12 protein-coding genes are annotated in these 24,172 nt (G+C 32.8%); 8 read left to right on the forward strand and 4 right to left on the reverse strand.

The window, feature by feature from the left end; genetic code table 11:
* Positions 1–58 precede the first annotated feature (58 nt).
* From B2745_RS06410 to B2745_RS06425, 4 genes are all read left to right on the forward strand, one after another.
* Positions 59–3,139 carry a SusC/RagA family TonB-linked outer membrane protein gene (locus tag B2745_RS06410; protein WP_304064417.1) on the forward strand — a complete coding sequence of 1,027 codons (3,081 nt, stop codon included), beginning with the start codon at positions 59–61 and terminating at the stop codon, positions 3,137–3,139.
* A gap of 1 nt (position 3,140) precedes the next feature.
* Positions 3,141–4,697: a RagB/SusD family nutrient uptake outer membrane protein gene (locus tag B2745_RS06415; protein WP_304064418.1), complete on the forward strand. Its 1,557-nt coding sequence runs from the start codon at positions 3,141–3,143 to the stop codon at positions 4,695–4,697.
* A gap of 3 nt (positions 4,698–4,700) precedes the next feature.
* Positions 4,701–6,197, forward strand: a complete 1,497-nt coding sequence (locus tag B2745_RS06420) for a DUF7594 domain-containing protein (RefSeq protein WP_304064420.1) — start codon at positions 4,701–4,703, stop codon at positions 6,195–6,197.
* Between the two features lie 145 nt (positions 6,198–6,342).
* Positions 6,343–8,328 carry an FAD-dependent oxidoreductase gene (locus tag B2745_RS06425; RefSeq protein ID WP_304064421.1) on the forward strand — a complete coding sequence of 662 codons (1,986 nt, stop codon included), beginning with the start codon at positions 6,343–6,345 and terminating at the stop codon, positions 8,326–8,328.
* A gap of 24 nt (positions 8,329–8,352) precedes the next feature.
* Here the strand turns inward: B2745_RS06425 and B2745_RS06430 are convergent, their stop codons facing one another.
* Entirely contained in the window at positions 8,353–12,471 is a 4,119-nt protein-coding gene (locus tag B2745_RS06430) for a hybrid sensor histidine kinase/response regulator transcription factor (RefSeq protein ID WP_304064422.1), read from the reverse strand.
* A gap of 339 nt (positions 12,472–12,810) precedes the next feature.
* On the opposite strand from B2745_RS06430, the gene B2745_RS06435 reads away from it, so the two are divergent.
* The 3 genes from B2745_RS06435 to B2745_RS06445 are packed head-to-tail and all read left to right on the forward strand — an operon-like array spanning position 12,811 to position 17,664.
* Positions 12,811–14,463 (forward strand): alpha-L-fucosidase, encoded by a 1,653-nt coding sequence (locus B2745_RS06435; RefSeq protein WP_304064423.1) that lies wholly within the window; start codon positions 12,811–12,813, stop codon positions 14,461–14,463.
* Between the two features lie 11 nt (positions 14,464–14,474).
* Positions 14,475–16,085 carry an alpha-L-fucosidase gene (locus B2745_RS06440; protein WP_304064424.1) on the forward strand — a complete coding sequence of 537 codons (1,611 nt, stop codon included), beginning with the start codon at positions 14,475–14,477 and terminating at the stop codon, positions 16,083–16,085.
* 16 nt (positions 16,086–16,101) lie between these two features.
* Positions 16,102–17,664, forward strand: coding sequence for an alpha-L-fucosidase (locus B2745_RS06445; protein ID WP_304064425.1), 1,563 nt, complete (start codon positions 16,102–16,104; stop codon positions 17,662–17,664).
* Positions 17,665–17,741: 77 nt separating this feature from the next.
* Here the strand turns inward: B2745_RS06445 and galB are convergent, their stop codons facing one another.
* A complete protein-coding gene (gene galB / locus B2745_RS06450) occupies positions 17,742–20,213 on the reverse strand; it encodes a beta-galactosidase GalB (RefSeq protein ID WP_304064427.1) in 2,472 nt (823 codons plus the stop codon).
* Positions 20,214–20,238: 25 nt separating this feature from the next.
* Entirely contained in the window at positions 20,239–21,831 is a 1,593-nt protein-coding gene (locus B2745_RS06455; protein ID WP_304064429.1) for an alpha-L-fucosidase, read from the reverse strand.
* A gap of 273 nt (positions 21,832–22,104) precedes the next feature.
* Here B2745_RS06455 and B2745_RS06460 point away from each other — a divergent pair, with 273 nt between their 5' ends.
* A complete protein-coding gene (locus B2745_RS06460) occupies positions 22,105–22,974 on the forward strand; it encodes an alpha/beta hydrolase (RefSeq protein ID WP_304064431.1) in 870 nt (289 codons plus the stop codon).
* A 105-nt stretch (positions 22,975–23,079) separates the two neighbouring features.
* On the opposite strand, the gene B2745_RS06465 is transcribed toward B2745_RS06460, so the two are convergent.
* Positions 23,080–23,970 (reverse strand): AraC family transcriptional regulator, encoded by an 891-nt coding sequence (locus B2745_RS06465; RefSeq protein WP_304064433.1) that lies wholly within the window; start codon positions 23,968–23,970, stop codon positions 23,080–23,082.
* Positions 23,971–24,172: the final 202 nt, after the last annotated feature.

The raw sequence follows: 24,172 nt of genomic DNA on the forward strand, positions 1-24,172 counted from the left end.
TTTATCAGGTTGATTTAGATTTCTTATAAACCTTTTAATAAACCTTAATTAACGTTTCATGAAACAATTTTATCAAAATTGCAAAATTCTGTTATTTGCGATTTTTTTAAGTACGATTAGCTTAGAAATTCAGGCACAAAACTTAAAAATCACAGGACTAGTAATTGATGCTAGCGATAACAGTCCCTTACCAGGTGTTACCGTTAGTGTTAAAGCCCAACAAAAGAAAGCTATTACTGATGTAGACGGAAAATATACGCTCTCAAATATGAAAGAGCAGGATATACTTATATTTTCTTATGTAGGTTATAATTCATCAGAAATTTCTATTAAAGAATTACAAAAAAATAATTATCAAGTAAATCTGTCACAAAATCTATCCAAACTTGACGAGGTAGTGGTTGTGGGTTATGGTACACAAAAAAGAAGTGAAGTTACAGGGTCTATTGGTTCTATTAAAGCAGACCAAATGGATCAATTTTCTGGAGGTTCACTGAATACCAGTTTACAAGGGAAGATTGCAGGTTTACAAATTACAACCAATTCTGGCGAGCCAGGAGCGGGGGCAAATATCACTTTAAGAGGCGTTTCCTCTATTAACGGAGCCAGCCAGCCTTTATTTATTATTGATGGAATACCTGTAAATAATGATAATTATGGTGCTTTAAATGATGAAGCCTCTTTTAGTCCTTTAAATGATATCAATCCATCTGATATTGAATCTATTGAAGTATTAAAGGATGGTGCTACAGCTTCCATTTATGGTTCAAGAGCAAGTAATGGTGTCATTATCATCACAACTAAAAAAGGTACAACAGTAAAGCCTGTTATTAATTTTTCCTTTAATAGTAGTTTGGTTGAGTTAACAAGAAAGATTGGTATTCTTAACGCCAGAGATTTTAGAGAAGCTTATACAGAGTCTATTTATAACTCTACAGATATACTAACCACTAAAGTTTCTGTTATTGATTCCTTACATCCTTACTACAGGGATTCTTACAATTGGCAAGACATCATGTATAGACAGGCTTTGCAATACAAGTTAGATATGAGTGTTAACGGAGCATCTAAAGATAGAACAATAGATTATTACATTAGTGCTGGTTACCGAGATTTAAAGCCTATAGTAGTAGAAACTCAATACAAACAGCTATTTGCTACTTCTAGAATCAACTATAAAATAAGTAAAACAATTCAAGGCTCAACCAACTTCAATCTCTCTAACTTTTTGTATAATAGGCAAAATAATAGTATCATTAGTAGATACCTATCTGCACTGCCTGTTTATGGGCCTTACGACCCGATAACTGGTGAAGTTATTCCATTATTTGAAGGTAATAGGCCAAGTGCTTTAGCACAGGCCATATATTCTACAAACGATATTAAAAGGTGGCGTTTATTGGGTAAACAAGAAATCAGTGTGAATATCCTTAAAGATCTTGTTTTTAAAACCAATATATCTGTAGATTACAGTACAACAGATTCTTATTTCTTTAGTCCGCCCATCTTTAGTACAGCAAGTTCTGTAAGATCTATTTTTAGTGATTTTAGACCAGAAGTAAGATCCTCATTTATAAATGAAAATATCCTAACCTATAAATTGAAAATTAAGAAAAATCATAATTTCGATTTTCTTTTAGGGCAATCTTACCAATTATTCAGAACTGATGAAACCTATGTTAGGGGTATTGGAAATATAGATAACCAGATAACTTCAATTGCGGGCTCTGCAAATATTACCAATTTTAGTCAAACTCAGGAAGAAAATGCTTTAGCATCATTTTTTGGAAGAGCAAACTATAACTACAAATCAAAGTATCTATTATCACTTGTTTTAAGAAGGGATGCATCTTCAAGATTTGGTGAAAATAATCAAGCTTCTTATTTTCCATCTGTTTCAGCTGGATGGAAATTTTCCAGTGAAAAATTTGCATCTGATTTAACTTGGCTTTATGAAGGTAAGTTGAGAGCAAGTTACGGTATTACAGGTAATCAAACCATTGGTAATTATGCCTCGCAAGGAGCCATCTCCAGACAAGGGTCTTATTTAGGAAATTTAGGTTTAGTTTCTACTAATCTTGCAAATGGTAATTTGAAATGGGAGACGACAAAGCAATTTGACATAGGTCTAGATTTAAGTTTTTTGAAAGGTAGATTTAATGTAACTACCGATTATTATATTAAAAACAGTAGTGATTTATTATTTAATGTTCAAATACCTATTCAAAGCGGTTATAATTCTATTCCTTACAATTTTGGAAGTTTAAGTAATAAAGGGTTTGAATTAGCATTAGATGGTGTCATTATTGACAAAAAATTTAAATGGTCTTCCATATTTACCATTGGTATTAACAAAAATACGGTAACAGAATTACCAGGTAATGAAGATTATCGTCCTAATCAGTTTTCTTTAGCAAGAGTAGGGGAAGCTGTAGGTGTATTTTACGGTTTTAAAGCTTTAGGGGTATATGCTAGAGATGAAGATAATGTTTATACTACTGACGCTAACGGAAATGTTATTCCTTACAGAAAGGGGTCTTCTAGTGGTGCTATTTATAAGGCTGGAGACGTGATTTATGAAGATGTTAATGGTGATGGAGTCATTAATCTAGATGATTTACAAATTATAGGAGACCCTACTCCTAAAGCATTTGGAGGCTTACAAAATACTTTTCGCTATAAGAACTTTACATTTAGTTTCTTCCTCAATTATGTAATAGGTAATGATTTGTTTAATAATCTTGTAAGAAGCTTAGATGGAAGTATCTTCGATACCAATTACTCAACTAATCAATTAAGAAGATGGAGAAAACCGGGTGATGTAACAGATGTTCCTAGAATTATAAAAGGGGATCCTATGGAAACCTATGCTATTAGTGATAGATTTATTGAAGACGGAACATTCGTTAGGTTGCAAAACACTTCTTTGGCCTATAATCTTCCTAGAAATATTGTAAATAAGTTAAAATTAAGTAGCGCTAATATTGGTGTTAGTGTTCAAAATTTATTTACATGGGGAAGTTACAGCGGTTATGATCCCGAAATCAGTACAGGAAATAATCCACTTGGTTACGGTCTAGACAATGGTTCTTTTCCTAGAACCAGATCTTTTAACTTAACCTTAAACGCAAAATTCTAAAATGATGAAAGCAAAATATATATCCTCTTTTATTATTGGACTATCGTCTTTAGTAATGCTAAATTCATGTAATTCTGCATTAGATAGAGACCCTCTAACACAATATGGTTCTGATAATTTTTGGAATGAGCCTGCACAAGCTAGTGCAGTTTTAACAGGAACCTATTTAAGATTACAAACTGCATTAAATACGGAGTTTTTCTTTTATGGTGATTCGAGATCAGATATCTGCGGTTTATATTTAGAAAATAACACTCAAAATATAGCTGTTATCTTTAATAGACTTGATGCAAACCTTCCAGTTACAGATTGGGGAAATTTTTATGTCATTATTAATCAGGCTAACCTGATTATAAAGAATGTAAAAATAATGAATGATAAAGGTTTGTATGTTGGAAGAACAACAGAATACAATAGGGTGTTAGGGCAAGCTTATGCCTTAAGAGCTTTAGCTTATTTCTATTTAGTAAGGGTTTGGGGCGATGTGCCTTTGATTACCGAGCCAGTAGAAAATCCATCAGATTTAAATGCGCTTAAAACTCCTAGAGTAGCTAAAGACACAGTTTTTAACCGCATATCAACAGATTTAAGATTAGCAAGAGATTTAGTGCCTACTTCTTATTCGGATGCTCAACAAACCAGAGCCACAATAACTAGGGGAGCAGTAGATGCAATTATGACAGATTATTGCATGTGGAAGAATGATCCAGACAGTGTGATCACTACTTCTGCCAGGGTAATATCTAATACGCAATATGGCTTAACAGCTCTTTATGATCCAAATATAGATTATTATACTTTACCACAAGTTGAAGTAGATAAAACAGAGTATTCTAAAATGTTTACAGATGGATTTAGTAAAGAATCTATTTTAGAAATAGCTTATAATAATGATGAAAATACATTGTCAGGCTTATTAACACTATTTGGTGGTGGTCAGGGAGTAGCACAATTTTTTGCTGATAGAGATTTAGTAACCAGCTACAGATCAGGAGATCTTAGAACAGTTGCACATTTTAAAAATGAGAATCAGATTTATAAAAACTTTCCTAAAGGTACTTTTGATAGGGTAACAGAAAATGATAAAAATGTTATCCTCTATCGTTTATCGGATATCTTACTACTCAGAGCAGAAGCATTAGTTAAAACTAATCAGCGTTCTGCTGCGTGGACACTTATTAAGCAAGTTAGAGAAAGGGCTTTCGGTCCCGTTGAGGTTGAAACATTAGTTCCTGGTTCTAATCCAGCTAGGTATGTGATTAATAATCCTAATCCTTATAATAGGTTAAATACAGGTGTTACTAGTAATTCCGAAAGAGCTGCTTTTTTAGCTTTAAGTAATGATGCTGCCGAGGATTATATCCTAGAAGAGAGAAAAAAAGAGCTTTGCTTTGAAGGTAAGCGCTGGTTTGATTTGGTTAGAACCGGAAAAGTTATCCAGGTGATGCAAAATAGAACCAATGGTAAAATTACCAATCCGGCAAATATCCTTTGGCCTATTAACTTAAATATCATCAGACAGAATCCAAATATTGAACAAAATGATTTTTATAAATAGTTTATGAAAAAGGTTAAAATATTTATAAGTGTTCTAATTATAGTTTTAATTGGCACTTCATGCAATAAGTTACAGTTGTTAAAAGATGTAGACCCAAACCCTATTCCGGCAGGTATAGATCTTAAAAATAAAACCATCTGGGAGTTTCTTGCTGAGGATAATTTTCATGAAAACGATTTAACAGAAATTGGTATGTATGGTAAAGCCATTGAACATGCAGGGTTAAAAGATTTGCTAAACAGTGATGGTAATCTTACCGTAATTATTCCTAATAATACCGCTATTAATAATTTGATAACTTCTGCTTTAGGTTATAGCAGTTTACAAGATGTGCCACCGGCAGTAATGAAAAACTTACTTTTGAGTACTATAATTAGTCAAAGAGTTAGATCATTTGATTTACAAGTATCAGAAACAAAGTCATTTGAATCCTTAAATAATGATTCTTTGTACTTTACCAGAACAGTAGCTACAGCAGATGCTTACAGGTTTACCATAAATAGTTCTCCAAGATTGGCTTCTCCATCATCAATTGTAAGAACTCAAAATCTAGAATTTAAAAATGGTATTGCACATGTGGTTACTTCTTTTACCAATTATATCCCGAGTACCTCTAATAAGGATGCTGGAAATGCTACAGTAAAAGTAGATTCCATTCCCGTTACTAAAGATTCTTACGTTAATGGTGGTAGTTCAACCTTAAGAAATACCAATTATGGCTCTGTAACTACCATGTCTGTTAAAAATTTCCCAACAGATATGAGTTTTACACGAAGGGGGATTACACAATTTGCGGTTAGAAGACCATCATTTACAGAAAGGATTGGTTCTGTTGAAGTTTATTTCTTTTTAAATAGGATAGATGGTGCGGGAACAATCCTTATCAATGAAGATCAAAATATTGATTGGCAAGAAAACACCATTAATTGGAATAATGCACCTATACCTGGCTCTGTACCTTTATTTTCTTTTCCTGTTAATTCTGAAAGTAATTTTAGGTGGCAAACCGGTATAATTACCTCTGCTTATATAGATGCTATCAATAGCAATAAAACTTTTATCAATATTGGTATTTTCACACCAAATACACCCCTTTATTATTTTGCAACTAAAGAGGCTCCGGCAAACAGAAGGCCCTACATGCTGATAAAAAGTGTAGCGCAAACGGTATTAAGAGATTTACTCAATACTGGATTAACGGTTAATGCCAATACTGGATATAAGATTCTTACTATCCAAGACTTAAAGCTAGAAGGTACTACAGATAAAAATATCTTTTATAACATTAAAACCTTACCTACAAACGGTATTTTAGTTATAAACGGGATTCCGGCTAAAGAAGCTGGTAAATCATCATTTTCTCAGGAATTGATGAGAAAAGGTGGAGTTAAATACTTGTATACCGGCACTGGTAATACTGATACTTTTGAACTAGAAGCAAGCGATTTTCAAAATGGCTTCTATCCAGATATCATCAATGTGAATGTAAGCATTCAGTAAACTCAGGATAAGCCTGCATTTTACCTTTATTCTAATAAATGTAGAGTGCAGGCTTTTTATATCAATACTTATCTTAAGCTATTACTCGTCTCAGAATAGCCTTTATTTCTCAATCAAATTTATCAAAATGAGGGTTCATATTATCATGATACTGTTATTATATAGTATCAATCAAGCAAATGCTCAAAAAACAGATGTTGTTATTTATGGAGCAACTGCTTCAGGTGTTATGGCGGCTATTGCAGCTGCTAAAGAAGGGGTAAAAGTAACTTTAGTAGAGCCTGGAAATCATATTGGTGGTATGCTTACTGGTGGATTATCTCATACAGATTATGGAGATAGAACAGTTATTGGAGGTTTAGCAGCAGAGTTTTATCAAAAAGTTGCGGATTATTACAAAGTTCCTATATTCTATTGGCGTGGACCCGAACCTAAAGTGGGAGAACAACTATTAAAAGAATGGCTTATCCAGTATAAAGTAAATGTTCTTTATGGGAAAAGAGTGATTCAGGTTGAAAAAGAATCAGGTGTGATTTCTGCTTTAACTTTCAAAGATGGTACAAGAATACAAGCAAAAGCTTTTATAGATGCTAGTTATGAAGGAGATTTAATGGCCAAAGCGAAAGTTTCCTATACTTTTGGAAGAGAAGGAAAGAAGGATTATAATGAAACATGGGCAGGCAGGCAACCCATTACCTTTACAAGCCATCAGATAGATGTTAAGTTAAGTCCATTTATTGATGAAAAACAGAAATTGATTCTTCCTTTGATAAAAAAAGAACCCATGGTAGAAATTGGGGAGGCAGATAAGGGTATACAGTCTTACTGCTTTAGAATGATTGCGACAAATAATTTGGAGAATATGATACCGTGGCCAAAACCAAATCATTATAATCCAGAAAATTTTGAACTTATAAAAAGATATTATCAAGAAAAGCCTGAGGCCGGGCCCTTAATTAATTTTATTCCAACACTACCTCATCAAAAAGCTGATATTAATTCTGCTGTAGGTATTTCAACAAACTTATTAGACGGCTCTAGTTGGCGTTATCCTGATGCAGATTATGAACTACGTGATAGTATTTGGCAATGGCACAAAGATTATACCTTAGGTCTTACTTATTTTTTGGCTCATGATAGCTCAGTCCCAGAACATGTAAGGAACAAGATGAAAACATTTGGTCTTTGTAAAGATGAATATATCAACAATGCCAATTTTCCTCATCAGCTTTATGTTAGGGAAGCTAGAAGAATGAAAGGGGAATATTTTATGACTGAACATGATCTCTTGAAAGATACGATAAAGTATGATGCTATAGGAATGGGATCTTATAATATGGATGTTAGAGAAATGCAGAGGAGTTTTATTGGTATTAGCCGTTTTCCTGATATTAAATATGAAGTTTATAATGAAGGATATTTATCTATTCCTGTAGCACAGTATGAAATCCCTTATAGAGCACTGGTGCCTAAATATGAGGAGTGTAAAAATTTATTGGTTTCTGTTTGTGTTTCTGGAAGCCATTTGGCTATTTCCTCAATCAGAATGGAACCTCAATATATGATTATGGGCCAGGCAGCGGGTTTAGCTGCAGCCTTAGCTATTAAAACAAATAGAGCAGTACAGCAAATTGATATATTTTCGCTTCAGCAAAAATTAAAGGCAGAAAATCAAATACTTTCTTTAAAAAATAATCCTTATGGATTATGGAATAAAGTAGATGATATTGTTATTGATAATAATATGAAGGGATTTATTTCTTTTACCGGAGATTGGAAAGAAGAAGAAACAAAATTAAAGGGACGTTATGAAATGAATTTTAGAAGTAAGCAAAAAGGTAAAAGTGGTACGTTTACTTTTAAGCCATATTTATTTAAGTCAGGGCAGTATAATCTTTACTATTGGTCTCCTGCTAATCAGGAAAATGAAACTGAGGTGCCATTAGAAATTCACACCTCATCAGGTCTAAAATTTGCCACCATCAATCAAAAGAACTTTGGCGGAGAATGGATTAAAATTGGAAGTTATTCTTTTGAAAAAGGTAATAAACATGGTGTAACTATTATTGGTGATAAAGATAAGTACACAGTTGCAGATGCTTTCCGTTTTGAGTACATCAAAAATCAATAATTATTTTACTGCCACTAAAATTACCTAAGAGTTGGTTTCGGCAAACTCTTTTGGAGTTTTACCAAACTCTTCTTTAAAGCATCTTCTAAAATAATTTAAATCTAAAAAGCCTACCATATAAGCAACTTCGCTTATATGGTGCTTTTTTGTAGCAAGAAGTTGTGCAGCTCTTTTTAATCTTACACCTCGTATAAACTCTACTGGAGTTTGATTGGTAAGTGCTTTAATTTTTCTATATAAAGTTACTCTACTCATAAAAACCTCTTTACATAAATCTTCTACACTAAGTTTTGGATCTGAAATGTGGGTCTCTATGAATTTCATGATTTTTTCTAACAGAACTTCATCAGTAGATGAAACGGCAATATTTAAAGGTTGTAAGGTAACTTCTTTTTTATAGCGATCTCTTAGTTTCTGGCGTATTTCAAGTAAATTCCATACCCTGGTCTCTAATATTTTAATGCTGAATGGCTTGGTTAAATAATCATCAGCTCCAGTTTCTAATCCTTCAATTTTATAAATGATAGGAGTGCGGGCTGTTAATAAGATGATAGGGATATGGCTCGTCCTATGATCTTTTTTTAAAGTGCTACATAAAGTAGTACCGCTAGTTTCTGGCATCATGACATCACTAATAATGATATCTGGTAATAGTTCTAAAGCTTTATTAATTCCTTCTTTACCATTTCTTGCTGTATGTATATGAAATTTTTCTTCAAAATGATTAACCAGAAAGGATAAAACATCTTTATTATCTTCCACAATTAGCAAAATGGGCTTTTCACCTTTATAATCTTCAAGGATATGGTTATACTTTTCTTGGTTAATTTCAATAGAATCAGTGCTAGCTTCTAATTGATAATAAAGCTGAATATCCTCACTATTTTTATAGTTACTAATAATTTCTTCGGGTTTAAAATGTTGGTTACCTAATGGCAATGTAATGGTAAAAGTGGTAAAACCGTTTTCATTTTCATGCGCCTCTTTACTTGCTACGCTAATTGTTCCTTTATGTAACTCAACTAAAATTTTTGTAAAACTAAGACCAATTCCATGTCCAGGTTTGTGTTCGCCATTACCATTAAAGTTGATAAATTGATCAAATATATGCTTGATATTTGTTTCTGCTATACCAATACCATTATCTACTACTTCAATTAAAACCTGTTGGTTCTCTTTTGTTTTAACTCTAATTATAACTTCTCCACCCTTTTTATTGAATTTAAGGGCATTTGAAATGAGATTATAAAATATCTTCTCAAACTTATCCCTGTCAAACCATAATTTAATACTGCTCTCATCAGATTCGATTTTAAGATTGATGCCTAAATGTTTAGCATAGCTTTGAAAAGAGTAGGTAATCTCTTTCAAAAATCTGATAATATTGCCTTCTGCTACTTGTAGCTTCATGTTTCCACTCTCAAATTTCCTAAAGTCTAAAAGCTGGTTAATCAGTCTCATCAGCCTTTCCCCATTTCTTTTCATCATCATTAACTGATTATTTATCTTATTGTTAGCTGTATTAGCTTCAATAAGTTTCTCTAAAGGAGCTAGAATTAGTGTGATAGGTGTTTTTATCTCATGAGATATATTGGTGAAGAAATTCAACTTTTGTTGGTATAGTTCTTGGTCTTTTTCTCTAATTAAATGTTCATAGTATAAATCATTTTTAAGCTTTGCCGTTTTAAGAGAATAGAAATAATACAAATAAAGTAGTGTAGCAATGATGCTTGCGTATAACAGGTAAGCCCACCAGCTTTTCCACCAAGGTGGTAGAACTATAATTTTAAGTACCTTGGCCTGTTCGTTCCATAAACCATCATTGTTGGCTGCTTTAATATTTAAATAGTATGTTCCAGCATCTAAATTAGTGTATGTGGCAACCCTTTGATTATTAACTATATGCCAATCTTCATTACCCAAACCATCTAGTTTATATTGATATTGGTTTTTGGTAGGATTGATATAATTTAATGCTGAAAATTTTACACTAAAAAAAGCTTGATTGTTGCTTAAGACAATTTTATCCACCTCATTTATGGCAGCGGTTAAAGGTGAGTTTTCTTCTTCAACATAAATCTTTTTATTTCTAATTTGAAACTCAGTAAGTACTACGGGTGCTTTAAATTTATTAATGGTTATTTGTTCAGGATCAAAGTAACTAATCCCATTAATACCTCCAAAAAATAGCTTTCCTTCTTGGTTAATTGTACTAGAACCTGTTATAAATTGATTACTTTGTAATCCATCTTCAAAATAATAGTTTATGATTTTATAATCTTTTTCATTAAAAGGAGCTTTGAATTTATGGAAGCTAAGTTTTGAAAGCCCTTTGTTAGAGCTTAACCATAAATTACCATTTTTATCCTCTTTAATATCCTGAATAACATCATTTGCCAAGCCATGTTGAGTAGTTAAGGCATAAAATTTCTTTAGTCTAGCATCAAAAAAGTTTAAACCTCCTCCTCTTGTTCCTATCCAAATTCTATCTTTAGAATCAATAAAAATAGATTGAACGCTGCTGTTACTTAAGCTATATTCATTTTCTGGAAGGTGTCTGTAATTATAAAATCTAGTGCCATTAAAAAAGCTCAACCCTCCTGGAGTAGCAATCCATAGATTTTCTTTTTTATCCTTATAGATTTTGGTAATATGGTTACTAACTAATCCCTCTTGCTTTTCATTATACTTAAATTGCTTTATTTCTCCATTATCTTGCAGCAGCAGTATACCAGAACCATTTGTACCCACCCATATACCTTTATTTGTTTTTTCTAAAGTATAAACACCATTATTTTCAGGGATTTTGTATTCCTTAAAGGTTTCTTTAGCCGTATCCATACGCCATAAGCTACTTAAAGTGCCAATCCATAATTGATGATTATCACTCATGATAGCTTTTACAGTATTAGAAGTATTAGGATTATAATTGGTAAATAGAAAAGTTTTAAATGATGATAAATTATTACTTATCAAATTTAGCCCTCTACTTTCTGTTCCTACCCATAGTTTTCCATCTTTATCATAACAAATAGCATTTACTACTTTTGAGCTTAAGCCCTGTTTGTTACCAAAATTCTCAGTAATTAAAGAGAAAAAATTATTGTTTTCAGAAACCATATTAAGACCACCAGAATAGGTTCCTATCCAATAATTATTGGCTTTATCTTTAGTAATACATCTAATGATATTGTGAGAAATAGAAGTTAAATCATATTTATCATTTACATAATTGGTGAATTTATTTTGTTTAATATGATACACTACTAATCCTTCTCGGGTACCAAGCCAAACCTCGTCTTTATTTTTAATGAAGATTTCTCTAACTGCATTAATAGGTAAACCGTTTTTTGTGGCTAATTGAGATAAATTTCTTAATGAATTTCTTTTTTTATTATAAACAAATACACCATAAAACTCGGTACCAATCCATACATTACCATGATCATCTTTTTGAATAGTTCTGATAAAAGATTTTTGTAGTATTTTATGGTCTCTTAAAATAGGTGAGGGGTGTTGTAAGGTATTAGTTTTAGGATTGAAAACTTTAAGTCCTTTGCCTTTACTAAGCCATAATAAACTTTTTTCATCTAAATAAATATGATGTATTCTATTCTGATCTTTTTCTTTTGTAGGGGGAAGTTTATAAACCGTTACTTTTTTGGTTTTTTTATCGTATCTCTTAAAATCGCCTAAACTTCCTATCCATATATCTCCATTTTTAGCTTCTTCAAATGAAGTAATATATTCGCCAGAGCCATCAATGATAGCTGATTTATTCACAACTTTTTTGAAAATTTCTTTCTTTCTGTCAAATACATTGAGTCCTTTGGCTGTACCAATCCAAATATTACCCTCTTTATCTTCATGTAAGGCATTAATCTGGTTATTGCTTATTGATTTCTTGTTTTTGTTATCATGTCTATATATCGTAAACTCATAACCATCAAACTTATTTAAGCCATCTTCTGTACCTATCCAGATAAATCCATAATGATCTACCAAAATGCATAATACAGTATTTTGAGAGAGACCTTCATTGATAGTATAATGCTTAAATGAAATTTTTTTGGTTTGCGCATGGTTTTCCCCATGTAGACTAAGAAATATTAGGGCTAAAATACCGAGTAATTTTATTTTCAAGAATCTAATATTATTGGTTTAAATAATTTAAACATTAAAATAGCCATCTACAACATCTTCAAAATGATAAGGCTAAATTTTAGTTTATTTGGCTTTTTTAAGACTTTCAAGTTAATTATTTATTTTAAGAATATCCCTTACAAATATTTCAAATAAAGTGGTCAATTGTTAAGTAAGGTATTAAATATTGGCTATTTAAGATGTCAATTGTACTTAACTTATTTTTTTATCAGTATACTAAAGTAATATTAAGCATGTTTTTTTGAAGTATTACACATGTCTATTCTATCATTAATATGAAGACTTTAGCACAAAAACCTTTAATAACCTATATTAATTATGTTTAAGAATAATAAGCCAGGTAAATGGTTTCTTGTGGCTACTTTTATCTTGGTAGGAACAACTAAAACCATCTTTTCTCAATCCTTAGAACTCACTCAAGGGCCCTTTAAGCCAACTTGGGAGTCTTTAAAAAATTATAAAACGCCAGATTGGTTTAGGGATGCCAAGTTTGGAATATGGGCGCATTGGGGGCCACAATGCCAGCCAGAAGCAGGTGATTGGTATGCTAGGAATATGTATATACAAGGACACAAGCAATACAATACACACATCGAAAAATATGGACATCCCTCAAAATTTGGGTTTAAAGATGTCATCAATTTATGGAAAGCTCAAAATTTTAATCCAGAAGAGCTGGTGGCACTTTATAAATCTGCCGGAGCCAAATACTTTGTAGGTATGGCTGTACACCATGATAATTTTGACTTATGGAATTCTAAGTACCAACCATGGAACTCGGTAAATATGGGGCCTAAACAGGATATTGTTGGAAAATGGGCTCTTGCTGCAAAAAAGAATGATCTCCATTTTGGTGTTTCTATACATGCAAGAAGTGCCTGGTCTTGGTATGAAGTTGCACAATCAAGTGATAAAACAGGCCCTATGGCAGGTATTCCGTATGATGGTAAGCTTACGGCGGCAGACGGAAAGGGTTTATGGTGGGAGGGCTACGATCCACAAGACTTGTATGAACAAAATCATAAACCTAGCCCGGTTTCTGAAAATAGAAAACTTCAAGGGCAAAATCCAGGTGAGAAAGCTACACCAGCTTACAACCAAAAATTTTATAATAGAGTTTTGGATGTAGTTAACAAATACCAGCCAGATTTAGTATACTTTGATGACTACAAACTTCCTTTAGGCATGAAAGATGGAAGAGACGCCTATGGTTTAAATCTGGTTGCAAACATTTATAATCAGAGTATCCTGCGAAACAAGGGAAATAATCAAGCTATTGTAAATACAAAGGCCCTTACAGATACAGAACAGTTAGCGCTCACTAATGATTTGGAAGTAGGTACCGAGCGAACAATTAACCCCATCCCATGGCAATCAGACGCTTGTATTGGTAGTTGGCACTACAATAGCAATCTAAAGCAGTATAAATCTTCTAAGGCTGTTATTGAAGCCTTGGTAGATGTAGTTAGCAAAAATGGAAACCTGCTGTTAAGTATACCTATTAGGGCAGATGGTACAATTGATGATGCAGAAAAAAAGGTTCTTAATGAAATTGGTAAGTGGTTAGCTATAAATGGCGAAGCTATTTATGGAACCCGTCCTTGGACAATATTCGGAGAAGGTCCTTCAACAACCTCTTCTACAGAAAGTAACTCTAAAGGAGATCAGCCTTTATTCAGAAAAAATAGTAATCCTTACCTACCTAGTGATTTTAGATTTACAACAAAAAATAATAGTTTATATGCAATAGGGTTAGCATGGCCTGAAACTAATAAAATTTGTATTGAGTCTTTAAAGTTAAGTAATAACAAAAAGAATCAAAAAATAACACAAGTTAGCCTGTTAGGTGCTCAAGATAAATTAACCTTCCAACAAACTTCAAAAGGTCTTGAAGTTACATTGCCTAACAATAAATTAATGTCAACGGCTTACACGCTTAAGATAGATGGATTAAGTACCTCCAAAAATTAAATATAAATGATATGAAGAATAAATCTTATTTAACTAAACTGTTTTTATTGATGCTGATGAGTATTGTCTCAGATATTCAATCTCAGGAATTAGAAATAAATCAAGGACCTTTTAAACCAAGTTGGGAATCTCTAAAAAGTTACCAAACACCAGAATGGTTTAGAGATGCAAAATTTGGTATATGGGCACATTGGGGCCCACAATGTGAGCCTGAGGCGGGCGATTGGTACGGTAGAAATTTATATATAGAAGGGCATCAACAAAATAAAATTCATAATGAAAAATATGGGCATCCATCTGAATTTGGTTTTAAAGATGTTATCAACCAATGGAAAGCAAATAAATTTAACCCGCAAGAGCTCTTAACTCTTTATAAAAATGCTGGGGCTAAGTATTTTGTAGCAATGGCAAATCATCATGATAATTTCGATTTGTGGAATTCAAAATATCAACCTTGGAATGTTTTAAATATGGGCCCCAAAAGAAATATCATACAAGATTGGGATAATGCTACAAAAAAAGTGGGTTTACGTTTTGGTGTATCTATACATGCAAGTAGCGCATGGTCTTGGTATGAAGTAGCGCAATTAAGTGATAAATCAGGCCCTAAAGCAGGGATCACTTACGATGGTAATTTAACAAAAGCGGATGGTAAAGGAAAATGGTGGGAAGGCTACGATCCTCAGGATTTATATGCACAATATCGTCATAAAATAAGTCCTGATGTTTTAAACAGACGCTTGGCTTGGTCAAATCCAGGTGATGCTCCGTCTAAAGAATATTTATTGAAGTTTTACAACAGGGTTAGAGATGTTGTTCAGCAACATCAGCCAGATTTGGTATATTTTGATGATTCTCATTTACCATTAAATCATGAGAGTCCGACTTATGGTTTACATTTAGCGGCAGATATTTATAATGGAAATATCAAAAGAAATGGTAAAAATGAAGCTGTTATCAATACAAAATCATTAACAGAAGAAGAAAAGAAATGCTTAATAAATGATTTAGAGGTAGGTACAGAAAGAAATATTACTGCTGTACCATGGCAGTCTGATGCTTGCATAGGAAGTTGGCATTATAAAAAAGATGTTAAATATAAAGATGCTAAAAGTGTAATTCATGCTTTAGCAGACGTAGTAAGTAAAAATGGAAATCTATTATTAAGTGTACCCATCAGAGCCGATGGCACCATAGATGAAGACGAAAAAGAAATTCTAAAAGGTATTGGAGAGTGGTTAGCTATAAATGGTGAAGCGATATACAACACCAGACCATGGACAGTTTACGGAGAAGGACCGTCGATAGCAGATAAGACCCCCAACAATTCTAAAGGAAATATGCCTTTATACCGTAAAGCACCTTATACACCTGCTGATTTTAGATTCACTAGAAACAAAAATGTACTTTATGCTATAGGAATGGCATGGCCAGAAGATCACAAAATTATTATTTCATCGATTTCTGATAAACTAATAAAAGATAAATTTAAAGTATCGTTATTGGGGTCTCAGGAGAATTTGAAATACAAATTAACAGCGGCAGGATTAGAGATATCATTACCGGTTCAAAAACCTAATGTTATTGCTTATGCTATTAAAATTGATGGGTTACTTAACTAAGTCTAACAATTGTCTTATGAAAAAATATATCATTTTAGGTTTTTTTATTCTTTTTGAGCTTAAGCCTATTTATAGTCAAAATCAAAGTAAAAAATCTAAATCACCAGAACTTCAAGTTTTTGAGCCTAATTGGGAATCATTAAAACAATATGATTGTCCACAGTGGTTTAGGGATGCTAAATTTGGGATATGGGCGCATTGGGGGCCACAATCGGTAGCAGAATTTGGCGACTGGTATGCCCGTTTTCTTTACAAACCACAAACAGACACTAGTGCTTGGAGAAAAAATGGAGGTATTAAGGCTTATGCTCACCATTTAGCAACTTATGGACATCCATCTCAATTTGGCTATAAAGATTTAATTCCCCTATTTAAAGCAGAGAAATTTAACCCAGAAGAGCTGATGAAGCTTTATCATCAGGCAGGAGCTAGGTATTTCATGTCTATGGGGCAGCATCATGACAATTTTGATATGTGGAATTCTAAATATCAACCTTGGAATGCAGTTAATATGGGGCCAAAAAAAGATATTGTTAAAGCCTGGCAAATAGCTGCTAAAAATAACCAGATGAAATTTGGAGTTTCTTTTCATGGTCAAACCAGTTGGAGTTGGTTTGAAGCAAGTCGCGGTGCAGATATTGATGGACCTTATAAAGGTGTACCTTATGATGGAAACTTAACTAAAGCTGATGGTAAGGGTAAATGGTGGGAGGGATATGACCCGCAAGATCTATATGGAGAACCACATGAACCGGATGCTCCAAGAAATGAAAGATTTAAGCAAAATTTCTACAACCGTACTATGGATTTGATTGACAACTATAAACCAGATTTGATTTATTTTGATGGCGGAATCCCTTTTGAATGGTTGCAAATCGCATCAAATTTTTATAATAAAAGTATCCAGTGGAATGGTGTTAATCAGGCTGTAATAAATGTAAAAGGCGTTGCGCCTGAAAAGCAAAAGGCTGTAGTGTTTGATATTGAAAATGGTCAAAGCGGTAGTTTAAGAAAATATCCATGGCAAACAGATACTTCTTTTGATGGTTGGTTTATATCAAAAACACCTTACGTTACCACTACAAAGAAGGTTATTCAGCAGCTGGTAGATATTGTTAGTAAAAACGGTAACCTCATGTTGAATATCACCCAGCGTTCTGATGGTACGATTACAGATACTGCAGAGAAGTTTTTAAAAGAAATGGCTTCATGGATGGCTATAAACAGTGAGGCTATTCATGGTACTCGTCCTTGGGAAATTTATGGTGAGGGCCCTGTGAAGATAGAAAAAGGTGAACAAAATAAAGCACAGCGTTTAAATTATACCAAGGAAGATATTCGTTTTACTACCAAAGGAAATAATCTATATGCTATAATTATGGAGTGGCCAGGAAAAGAAATAACTATTAAATCTTTACCGAAATCAAAGAAAATATGGTTTGGTGATATTAAAGAAGTAAAACTCTTAGGCTCATCAGAATCTTTAAAATGGAAACAAGATGAGAGCGGATTAAAAGTTAGTTTACCAGAAAATGCAGTTGGAAAATATGCCTATACTATAAAGATATCTGGAAATTAAACTTTTAAAATATTTACTATGAAAAAAAGGAGCTGTCAATTTTGACAGCTCCTTTTTTTTGTTCAATTAATGAATAGCTACTTGATTTTTATTTTAAGTTTATCACTGGTTAAGTTTGAAGAAGTAGCTTCAATCTCTATACTTCCCGCTTTCCCATTATTCTGAATGATAGCCATACATTTTCCATAAAAAGCTTTTCTATAATTTGCTTGAAAAGGTTCTGTTGTTGAAGGATTTCCATTACCAACAGCTCTTAAAAAACCATTGCCTTTTACATTAAAGGAGATAAGATTATCTGCTAAAGGACAAACGTTTCCATCTTTATCAACCACACTTACTGTTACATAAGCTAAATCTTTTTCATCAGCTTTAAGATTGTTCCTATCGGCATTTAAAACAATTTTAAAGGGTTCTCCTGCAGTTTTAATGATTTTAGTTTCTCTAATCTTATTGCTTTCATCAAAAGCTACCACTTTAATTTCGCCGGCTTCATAAACCACATTTTCCCATCTTAACCTGTAACGATCTAACAAACTGTTTTTATCAAACGTTTTTTTGCCATAGCTTTTGCCATTAACAAACAACTCGGCAGCAGCATAATTGGTATAAGCAAAAACAGGTATTTGCTCTCCCTCTTTACCCTTCCAATTCCAATGTGGAAGTAGGTGTAAAACCTTTTCTTTACTCCATTGGCTCTTATAAAGGTAGTAACGATCTTTAGGTATACCAGACAAATCAATGATTCCAAAATAAGAACTTCTGCTTGGCCAATTATCATTAAAAGGGGAGGGCTCACCTAAATAATCCACTCCTGTCCAAACGAATTCGCCTGCAACAAAATCATTTTCTTCTTGACTTTTCCATTCTATATCTGGTATTTGTGACCAACTACAGTATTCTAAGTCATAAGAGGATGCCTGATTATCAGGCCATATTTTCATAGAAGCCATTTTTGCTGGTAACTGATAAACACCTCTCGAACTTACAGTAGATGCCGTTTCACTACCATAAATAACCCAATTAGGAAAGCGTTTATGAATATCAGCATAATAATTAGGTTTATAATTCCAACCCGGTATATCTACAGCTGCTGCTAAACCATTCTTGATAGCAGGTTCCAAATGATTAAAACCAGCTGTTACGGGCCTCGTAGGGTCAGTTTTTCTACAAATATCGGCTAGATATTGAGCCAACTTGCCACCATCAGGAGTATTAGCTTCTCTTATTTCATTACCAATACTATACATGATTAAAGCAGGATGATTTCTATCTCTCTTAATCATGGCCTCTACATCTTTTTTTGCCCAAGCATCAAAAATTTTATGGTAACCATTTTCTACTTTTGGTATTCTCCATTCATCAAAAGTTTCATCTATATAATAGAATCCCATTTCATCGCACAATTCAAGCATTTCTGGGGCATGTGGGTTATGTGTACCACGAATTGCGTTACATCCCATTTCTTTTAACAATAAAAGATGATGTTGAAGCGCAGCCTTATTAAAAGCAGCCCCCAGAGGACCTAAATCATGGTGTAGACATACACCTTTAAGTTTAGTTTTAATACCATTGACAAGCATTCCCTCATCTGGTTTGAACTCAATTTTTCTGATACCAAAACTGCTTTTATATTCATCAATTACTTTACCAGATGCTTTAATGATAGTTTTTAAAGAATAATTATAAGGGTTTTCAGCCGACCATAACTTAGGCTTCAGTACATCTAAATTATGAGTAATATTTAAGGAGTCTTTTAGGTTATAAAAATTTGATATTTCTCCTTTTTTATAACCTTTTGAATCATATACTATTTGAAAAACTTCTATTTCTTTAGGATTGCCTGTATCATTTTTAATTTTAGTTTGAATGTTTATAACAGCCTTTTGTTCGCTTATGATGGGTGTTGTTATAAAAGTGCCCCAATGGTCTACATATATTGGATTTTTCTTAACTAAGCGTACATGTCTGTAAATACCAGCACCAGGATACCATCGGGCTGAACCTTTAAAATTTTCAAGCCTTACAGCTAGAATATTTTTACCTCCCCAATTGATAAATTTACTAATATCAAAACTAAAGGATGCATACCCATAAGGCCACTCTCCAACAAATCGCTCATTCAAATAAATTTTGGCATTACTCATCGCACCATCAAATTCAATAGAAATGGCTTTTCCTTTATCATTTAAAGATATATTTAGTTCTTTTCTATACCAGCCTACACCAATATAAGGTAAGCCTCCTGTTCTTCCTATTCTGATTTTTTCTTTTGATTCACCATCTTCTGTGACTCTTACTTTTTGAGGATCATTTTCTTTACTAAATGGACCAGCTATTGCCCAATCATGCGGGACTTTAACTTCTGTCCATCCAGAGGTATTTAAGTTGTTTTTGAAACCATCAGAAACATCTTTATTAATGAAATTCCATCCATTTAGAAGTTCTTCAACTTTTCTGGTTTCTTGGCTATTAACTTTTAGGTATGGAAATATAGAAATAAGGAGTCCAAATATTATAAAAGGGACTCTTTTAGGGAAAACGTAAAGCATTGATAAGTTTAATTAGTTATATTTATTATTTAATAGAAAATTGTTGTCTTTCACCGTAAAAAGCTATGTTAGGACCTATAATTACAAATCTAAATTCATAACTCTTGCCTTTCTCTAAATTGTCTACGGTTTGTATAAACTCACCTATTTTATCTAGGTTTACGGTATTTGTTCTCTTCCATTCTTTGAAATATAAATTTTCTACAAAACCTGCATAAGGTCTATATTCAAAGCATCCCTGTAAAGTTTTAGCGTCTCCTTTATTTAGTAAATTACCCTTTAAGATTACTTTATTACTCGTTTCAGCTTTCATAGTTGCTAAAGTAGGAGGTATTAGAGCTGGCTCAACATTTTCTAACTTTATTGTTAGAGGATTAGGCCATTTATTATTATTGTAAATTCTCTGAGCACTAACAACAGAAACTTGAAGACCATTTTCTTTTTGGGTGAAATAGGATTTAGCATCTTTACCACTTGCATATTCTATGACTTTACCTGCATGTCCTAATACACTAATTTTAGTATTAGGGGTGGCTTTTATAGATGAAAGTATAAACTCTTTTCTTTGTCCTTTGCCCCAATCTGGCAAGCCAGTTACCATTGCATATACAGTCTTTCTATCTTTAGAAGCAGTAAACCAAATATTTTCTTCATTTGATACAATCCAAGGCCTAACATTATGTATAGCTTCTTGATTAATGAAATGCCAAGCAGAAATTTCTGTAAGTCTTCTTTCTTCTGGGTCTGCAATAGTTCCATCAGGTTTCGGTCCTACATTTAACAACAGATTTCCTCCTTTAGCCCGTGTTTCTATAAGAATTTCAATTAATCTGGTTCCAGATTTTAAATCATCATTGGTAGGCTTGTATTGCCATTGTGTTCCCATTGTTAAATTAGACTCCCAAAGCTTATCTGTAGTTATTCCAGGTATAGTTTGCTCTGGAGAATTTACAGCTCCTCTTGTGATAACAACATCAGGTTGTAATTTCCATGCTTCATCTTTACATGCCTCTTTGTGATTTCCATCTATAAATAGCATATCAATTTTTCCGTAATTTGTAAACAACTCATTTGTTTGTTTTCTTACAAGATCATTATAAGCAGCTTCTTTTTCTTTACCAAGATTATGGATACCACGGTTGATGGTTATTCCATTATCATATAAAAATTTAAAATCTTCTGGCGAATAATAAATTCCAACGGCTAAACCTGCCTTACGGGCTCCGTCTACATATTCTTTAAGTAAATCTTTTTGGTAAGCCGTGTTCATAATGTTCAAAGAAGTAGTTTTGGTATCCCACATACAAAATCCAGAATGATGTTTTGCCGTTATACAAATGTATTTTGCCCCAGCCAGTTTTGCCTGCATTGCCATTCTATAACCATCATATTTATAAGGATCAAATGATTTTGGTAATTCGTTAATGAATCTATTTAAGTAATCAGGAGAAGCTCCAACCATAGAATGGCTGATAACAATACCTAGCTGACTATCAAAACTCCAATGAAGAAATAGTCCCATGCCTAAGTCTCTTAACCATTCTTCTCTTTCTGGCTTGTTTCTGTTATCACTAAAAGTATTATCATTCTCTTCTTTCTGAGCATAAGAATTACTCATGTTAAAGGTTAACAATAATATTAAAGGTATTACAAATTGGGTTAGCCCAATTAACATCCTTAGTCTATTAATTAAGGTTTTGCTGAAGTTTTTATCCTTCAAAAGATAATATTGCATGAAGTTAAATATTAAGATAAGTTTATGTTTGATGGCAACTAAGATAATTGGCATAAAGGGCAAGAAATTATGCTGATTGATACATTTTGACATGGCAAATAGTTCTTTTAATTAAAATCTGTCGAATTTTAACTCTATAGTGTTAATTTTATCAGAATGAAAATCAGATTAGCTTTTATTTTAAAATTTACCTTATTACCTATATTCGCACTTAACTTATATGCTCAGGATTATGTATCTCCTGTTTATGAGCAAAAGAAAATAAACGATATAGTCATTCATGAAAATTTGCGTTATGGCGAAATACCAGAAAACACAAATTCATCATCTTCAGACAGAATCCTCGATCTTTATTTACCAGAAACGTTAAGTAAAAAAGATAAACTTCCTGTGTTTCTTTTTATACATGGCGGGGGCTTCTCTGGAGGGGATAAAGCTTTAACCGATTTTTGTACTAAAATAGCACAGAATGGTTATGCTGTTGCATCTATCAATTATCGTTTATCCTTAAAAAATAATAAGGTTTCTGGTGCAAGTTGTGGTGCTAATATGGCTAAAGGTTTGCCCCAGAGAGGGAAATTCCATCCCTTACTGCAAAAAGCAGTGAGTAATGCTTCTGAAGACGCTCACACAGCACTACAATGGTTAGCAAAGCAAAGTAAGAAGTACCAATTAGATATAAATCAGGTAGTGGTTTGTGGTGGCTCTGCCGGGGCAATGACTGCTTTGCATCTGGCATATATGCTGAAGCCCAAAGATGTAAAGTTAAAAGCTGTTGTAAACTTTTGGGGAGGGTTAGAAGATGCTAGTTTGATACCTCAAAATGCAGTCCCATTATTAACCTATCATGGAGATAAAGATGATATCATCCATGTAGATTATGCTTATGCCTTGCACAAAAGAATGGAAGAGTTGCAGTCTACATCCTCAAAACTAAATATTCTCCCGAATAAAGGACATGCACTTTATAAATACATCACAGAAAATAAAATAAATGAAATTATAAGCTTTTTAAAATCCCTATAAAAGAACTAACCTCATTTAAATGAGATGATAAATCCTAAGAAGAATCTTTTTGACCTATAATTTTAACAATAGGATAAGATTCTTCATAGCTTTAATCATTTTTCTTTAATTCCCTCTCTGTTGAGTTTTATAGTTTACCGGAGAAATACCCATTAGTTTTTTAAACATTCTTGAAAAATAAAAGGGGTCTTGAAAACCTAATTCCATACTTATTTCTTTGATATTTCGATCTGTGAAACATAAATACTGACAGGATTTTTTAACTTTTAACAAATTGAAATATTGGTTGGGTGAAGTTCCTGTTTTAGCCCTAAACAATCTTGAAAAATGAGAAATAGAAAGACGATGTTGTTGAGAAAACTCTTCAATATTAAATCTTTTATCTAGGTTCTTTTTCATGAATGCTATAGATTTAGATACAATATCTATTTGATTGATGGAATTTTGAATATTCTCCAAATAAATAAAAGAAGAAATATATGATAATACTTTTAACTGGCAGATTTCAATTTCTCTTTCATTTACACAACTTTCTATCATTCCATAAATTTGGTTAAAAAGCTCAATACGCTCTTCTCTATAAGGCAAATCTATACTATTACTTTCTTGATATCTTTGATATAGGTGATTTGCATGTTCTCCATCAAAGTGAATCCAGTAAATAGACCAAGGCTCTTGAATAGAGCTGTAATATTGAAATACACTATGTTTAGGGATTATAATAAAAGTATCTTGTTGGAGATGGATGTGACGATTAGGTAATTCTACAACTCCAGAACCTTTAACACAATATAATAAAGTATAATGTTGGTCGCCAGTTCTACTTTGATAGTTGTGGTAAGTAGCATTTGGATAATACCCTAAAGCCGTAACATACAAACCTTTAATTAAAAAATTATTACTTACTATCCTTTTTGTATTGGATGGTAAAAAAAGCATTTTTTGTTCTGCAGCTTCTTCTTTAATGAAATTTTGAGTAGTAGTTTTTTCCTCCATAAAATTTAATCTTTTTTGATTTAAATCAAGATTTATCAACAATCGCTATATGTTTAGCAACTGTGCTATAAAATTTTTAGCTACAGATGGATGATGTACCGTCATATCATTTGGGGAGGTAATCATAAAAGTTTTGATAGATTTCTATGAAAACTTTTAGATTAAAATGACACAGCTTGATGACATCATCATGATTTATTTT

Source organism: Pedobacter glucosidilyticus (genome assembly GCF_002483235.1).
GTDB lineage: Bacteria > Bacteroidota > Bacteroidia > Sphingobacteriales > Sphingobacteriaceae > Pseudopedobacter > Pseudopedobacter glucosidilyticum_B.

Excerpts from the sequence above, each read along its gene's own strand:
- B2745_RS06410 (WP_304064417.1), top strand. The coding sequence starts at position 59 with ATGAAACAATTTTATCAAAATTGCAAAATTCTGTTATTTGCGATTTTT.
- B2745_RS06455 (WP_304064429.1), bottom strand. The coding sequence starts at position 21,831 with ATGAGTAATTCTTATGCTCAGAAAGAAGAGAATGATAATACTTTTAGT.
- B2745_RS06460 (WP_304064431.1), top strand. The coding sequence starts at position 22,105 with ATGAAAATCAGATTAGCTTTTATTTTAAAATTTACCTTATTACCTATA.
- galB (WP_304064427.1), bottom strand. The coding sequence starts at position 20,213 with ATGCTTTACGTTTTCCCTAAAAGAGTCCCTTTTATAATATTTGGACTC.
- B2745_RS06465 (WP_304064433.1), bottom strand. The coding sequence starts at position 23,970 with ATGGAGGAAAAAACTACTACTCAAAATTTCATTAAAGAAGAAGCTGCA.
- B2745_RS06435 (WP_304064423.1), top strand. The coding sequence starts at position 12,811 with ATGTTTAAGAATAATAAGCCAGGTAAATGGTTTCTTGTGGCTACTTTT.
- B2745_RS06420 (WP_304064420.1), top strand. The coding sequence starts at position 4,701 with ATGAAAAAGGTTAAAATATTTATAAGTGTTCTAATTATAGTTTTAATT.
- B2745_RS06440 (WP_304064424.1), top strand. The coding sequence starts at position 14,475 with ATGAAGAATAAATCTTATTTAACTAAACTGTTTTTATTGATGCTGATG.
- B2745_RS06415 (WP_304064418.1), top strand. The coding sequence starts at position 3,141 with ATGATGAAAGCAAAATATATATCCTCTTTTATTATTGGACTATCGTCT.
- B2745_RS06445 (WP_304064425.1), top strand. The coding sequence starts at position 16,102 with ATGAAAAAATATATCATTTTAGGTTTTTTTATTCTTTTTGAGCTTAAG.
- B2745_RS06425 (WP_304064421.1), top strand. The coding sequence starts at position 6,343 with ATGATACTGTTATTATATAGTATCAATCAAGCAAATGCTCAAAAAACA.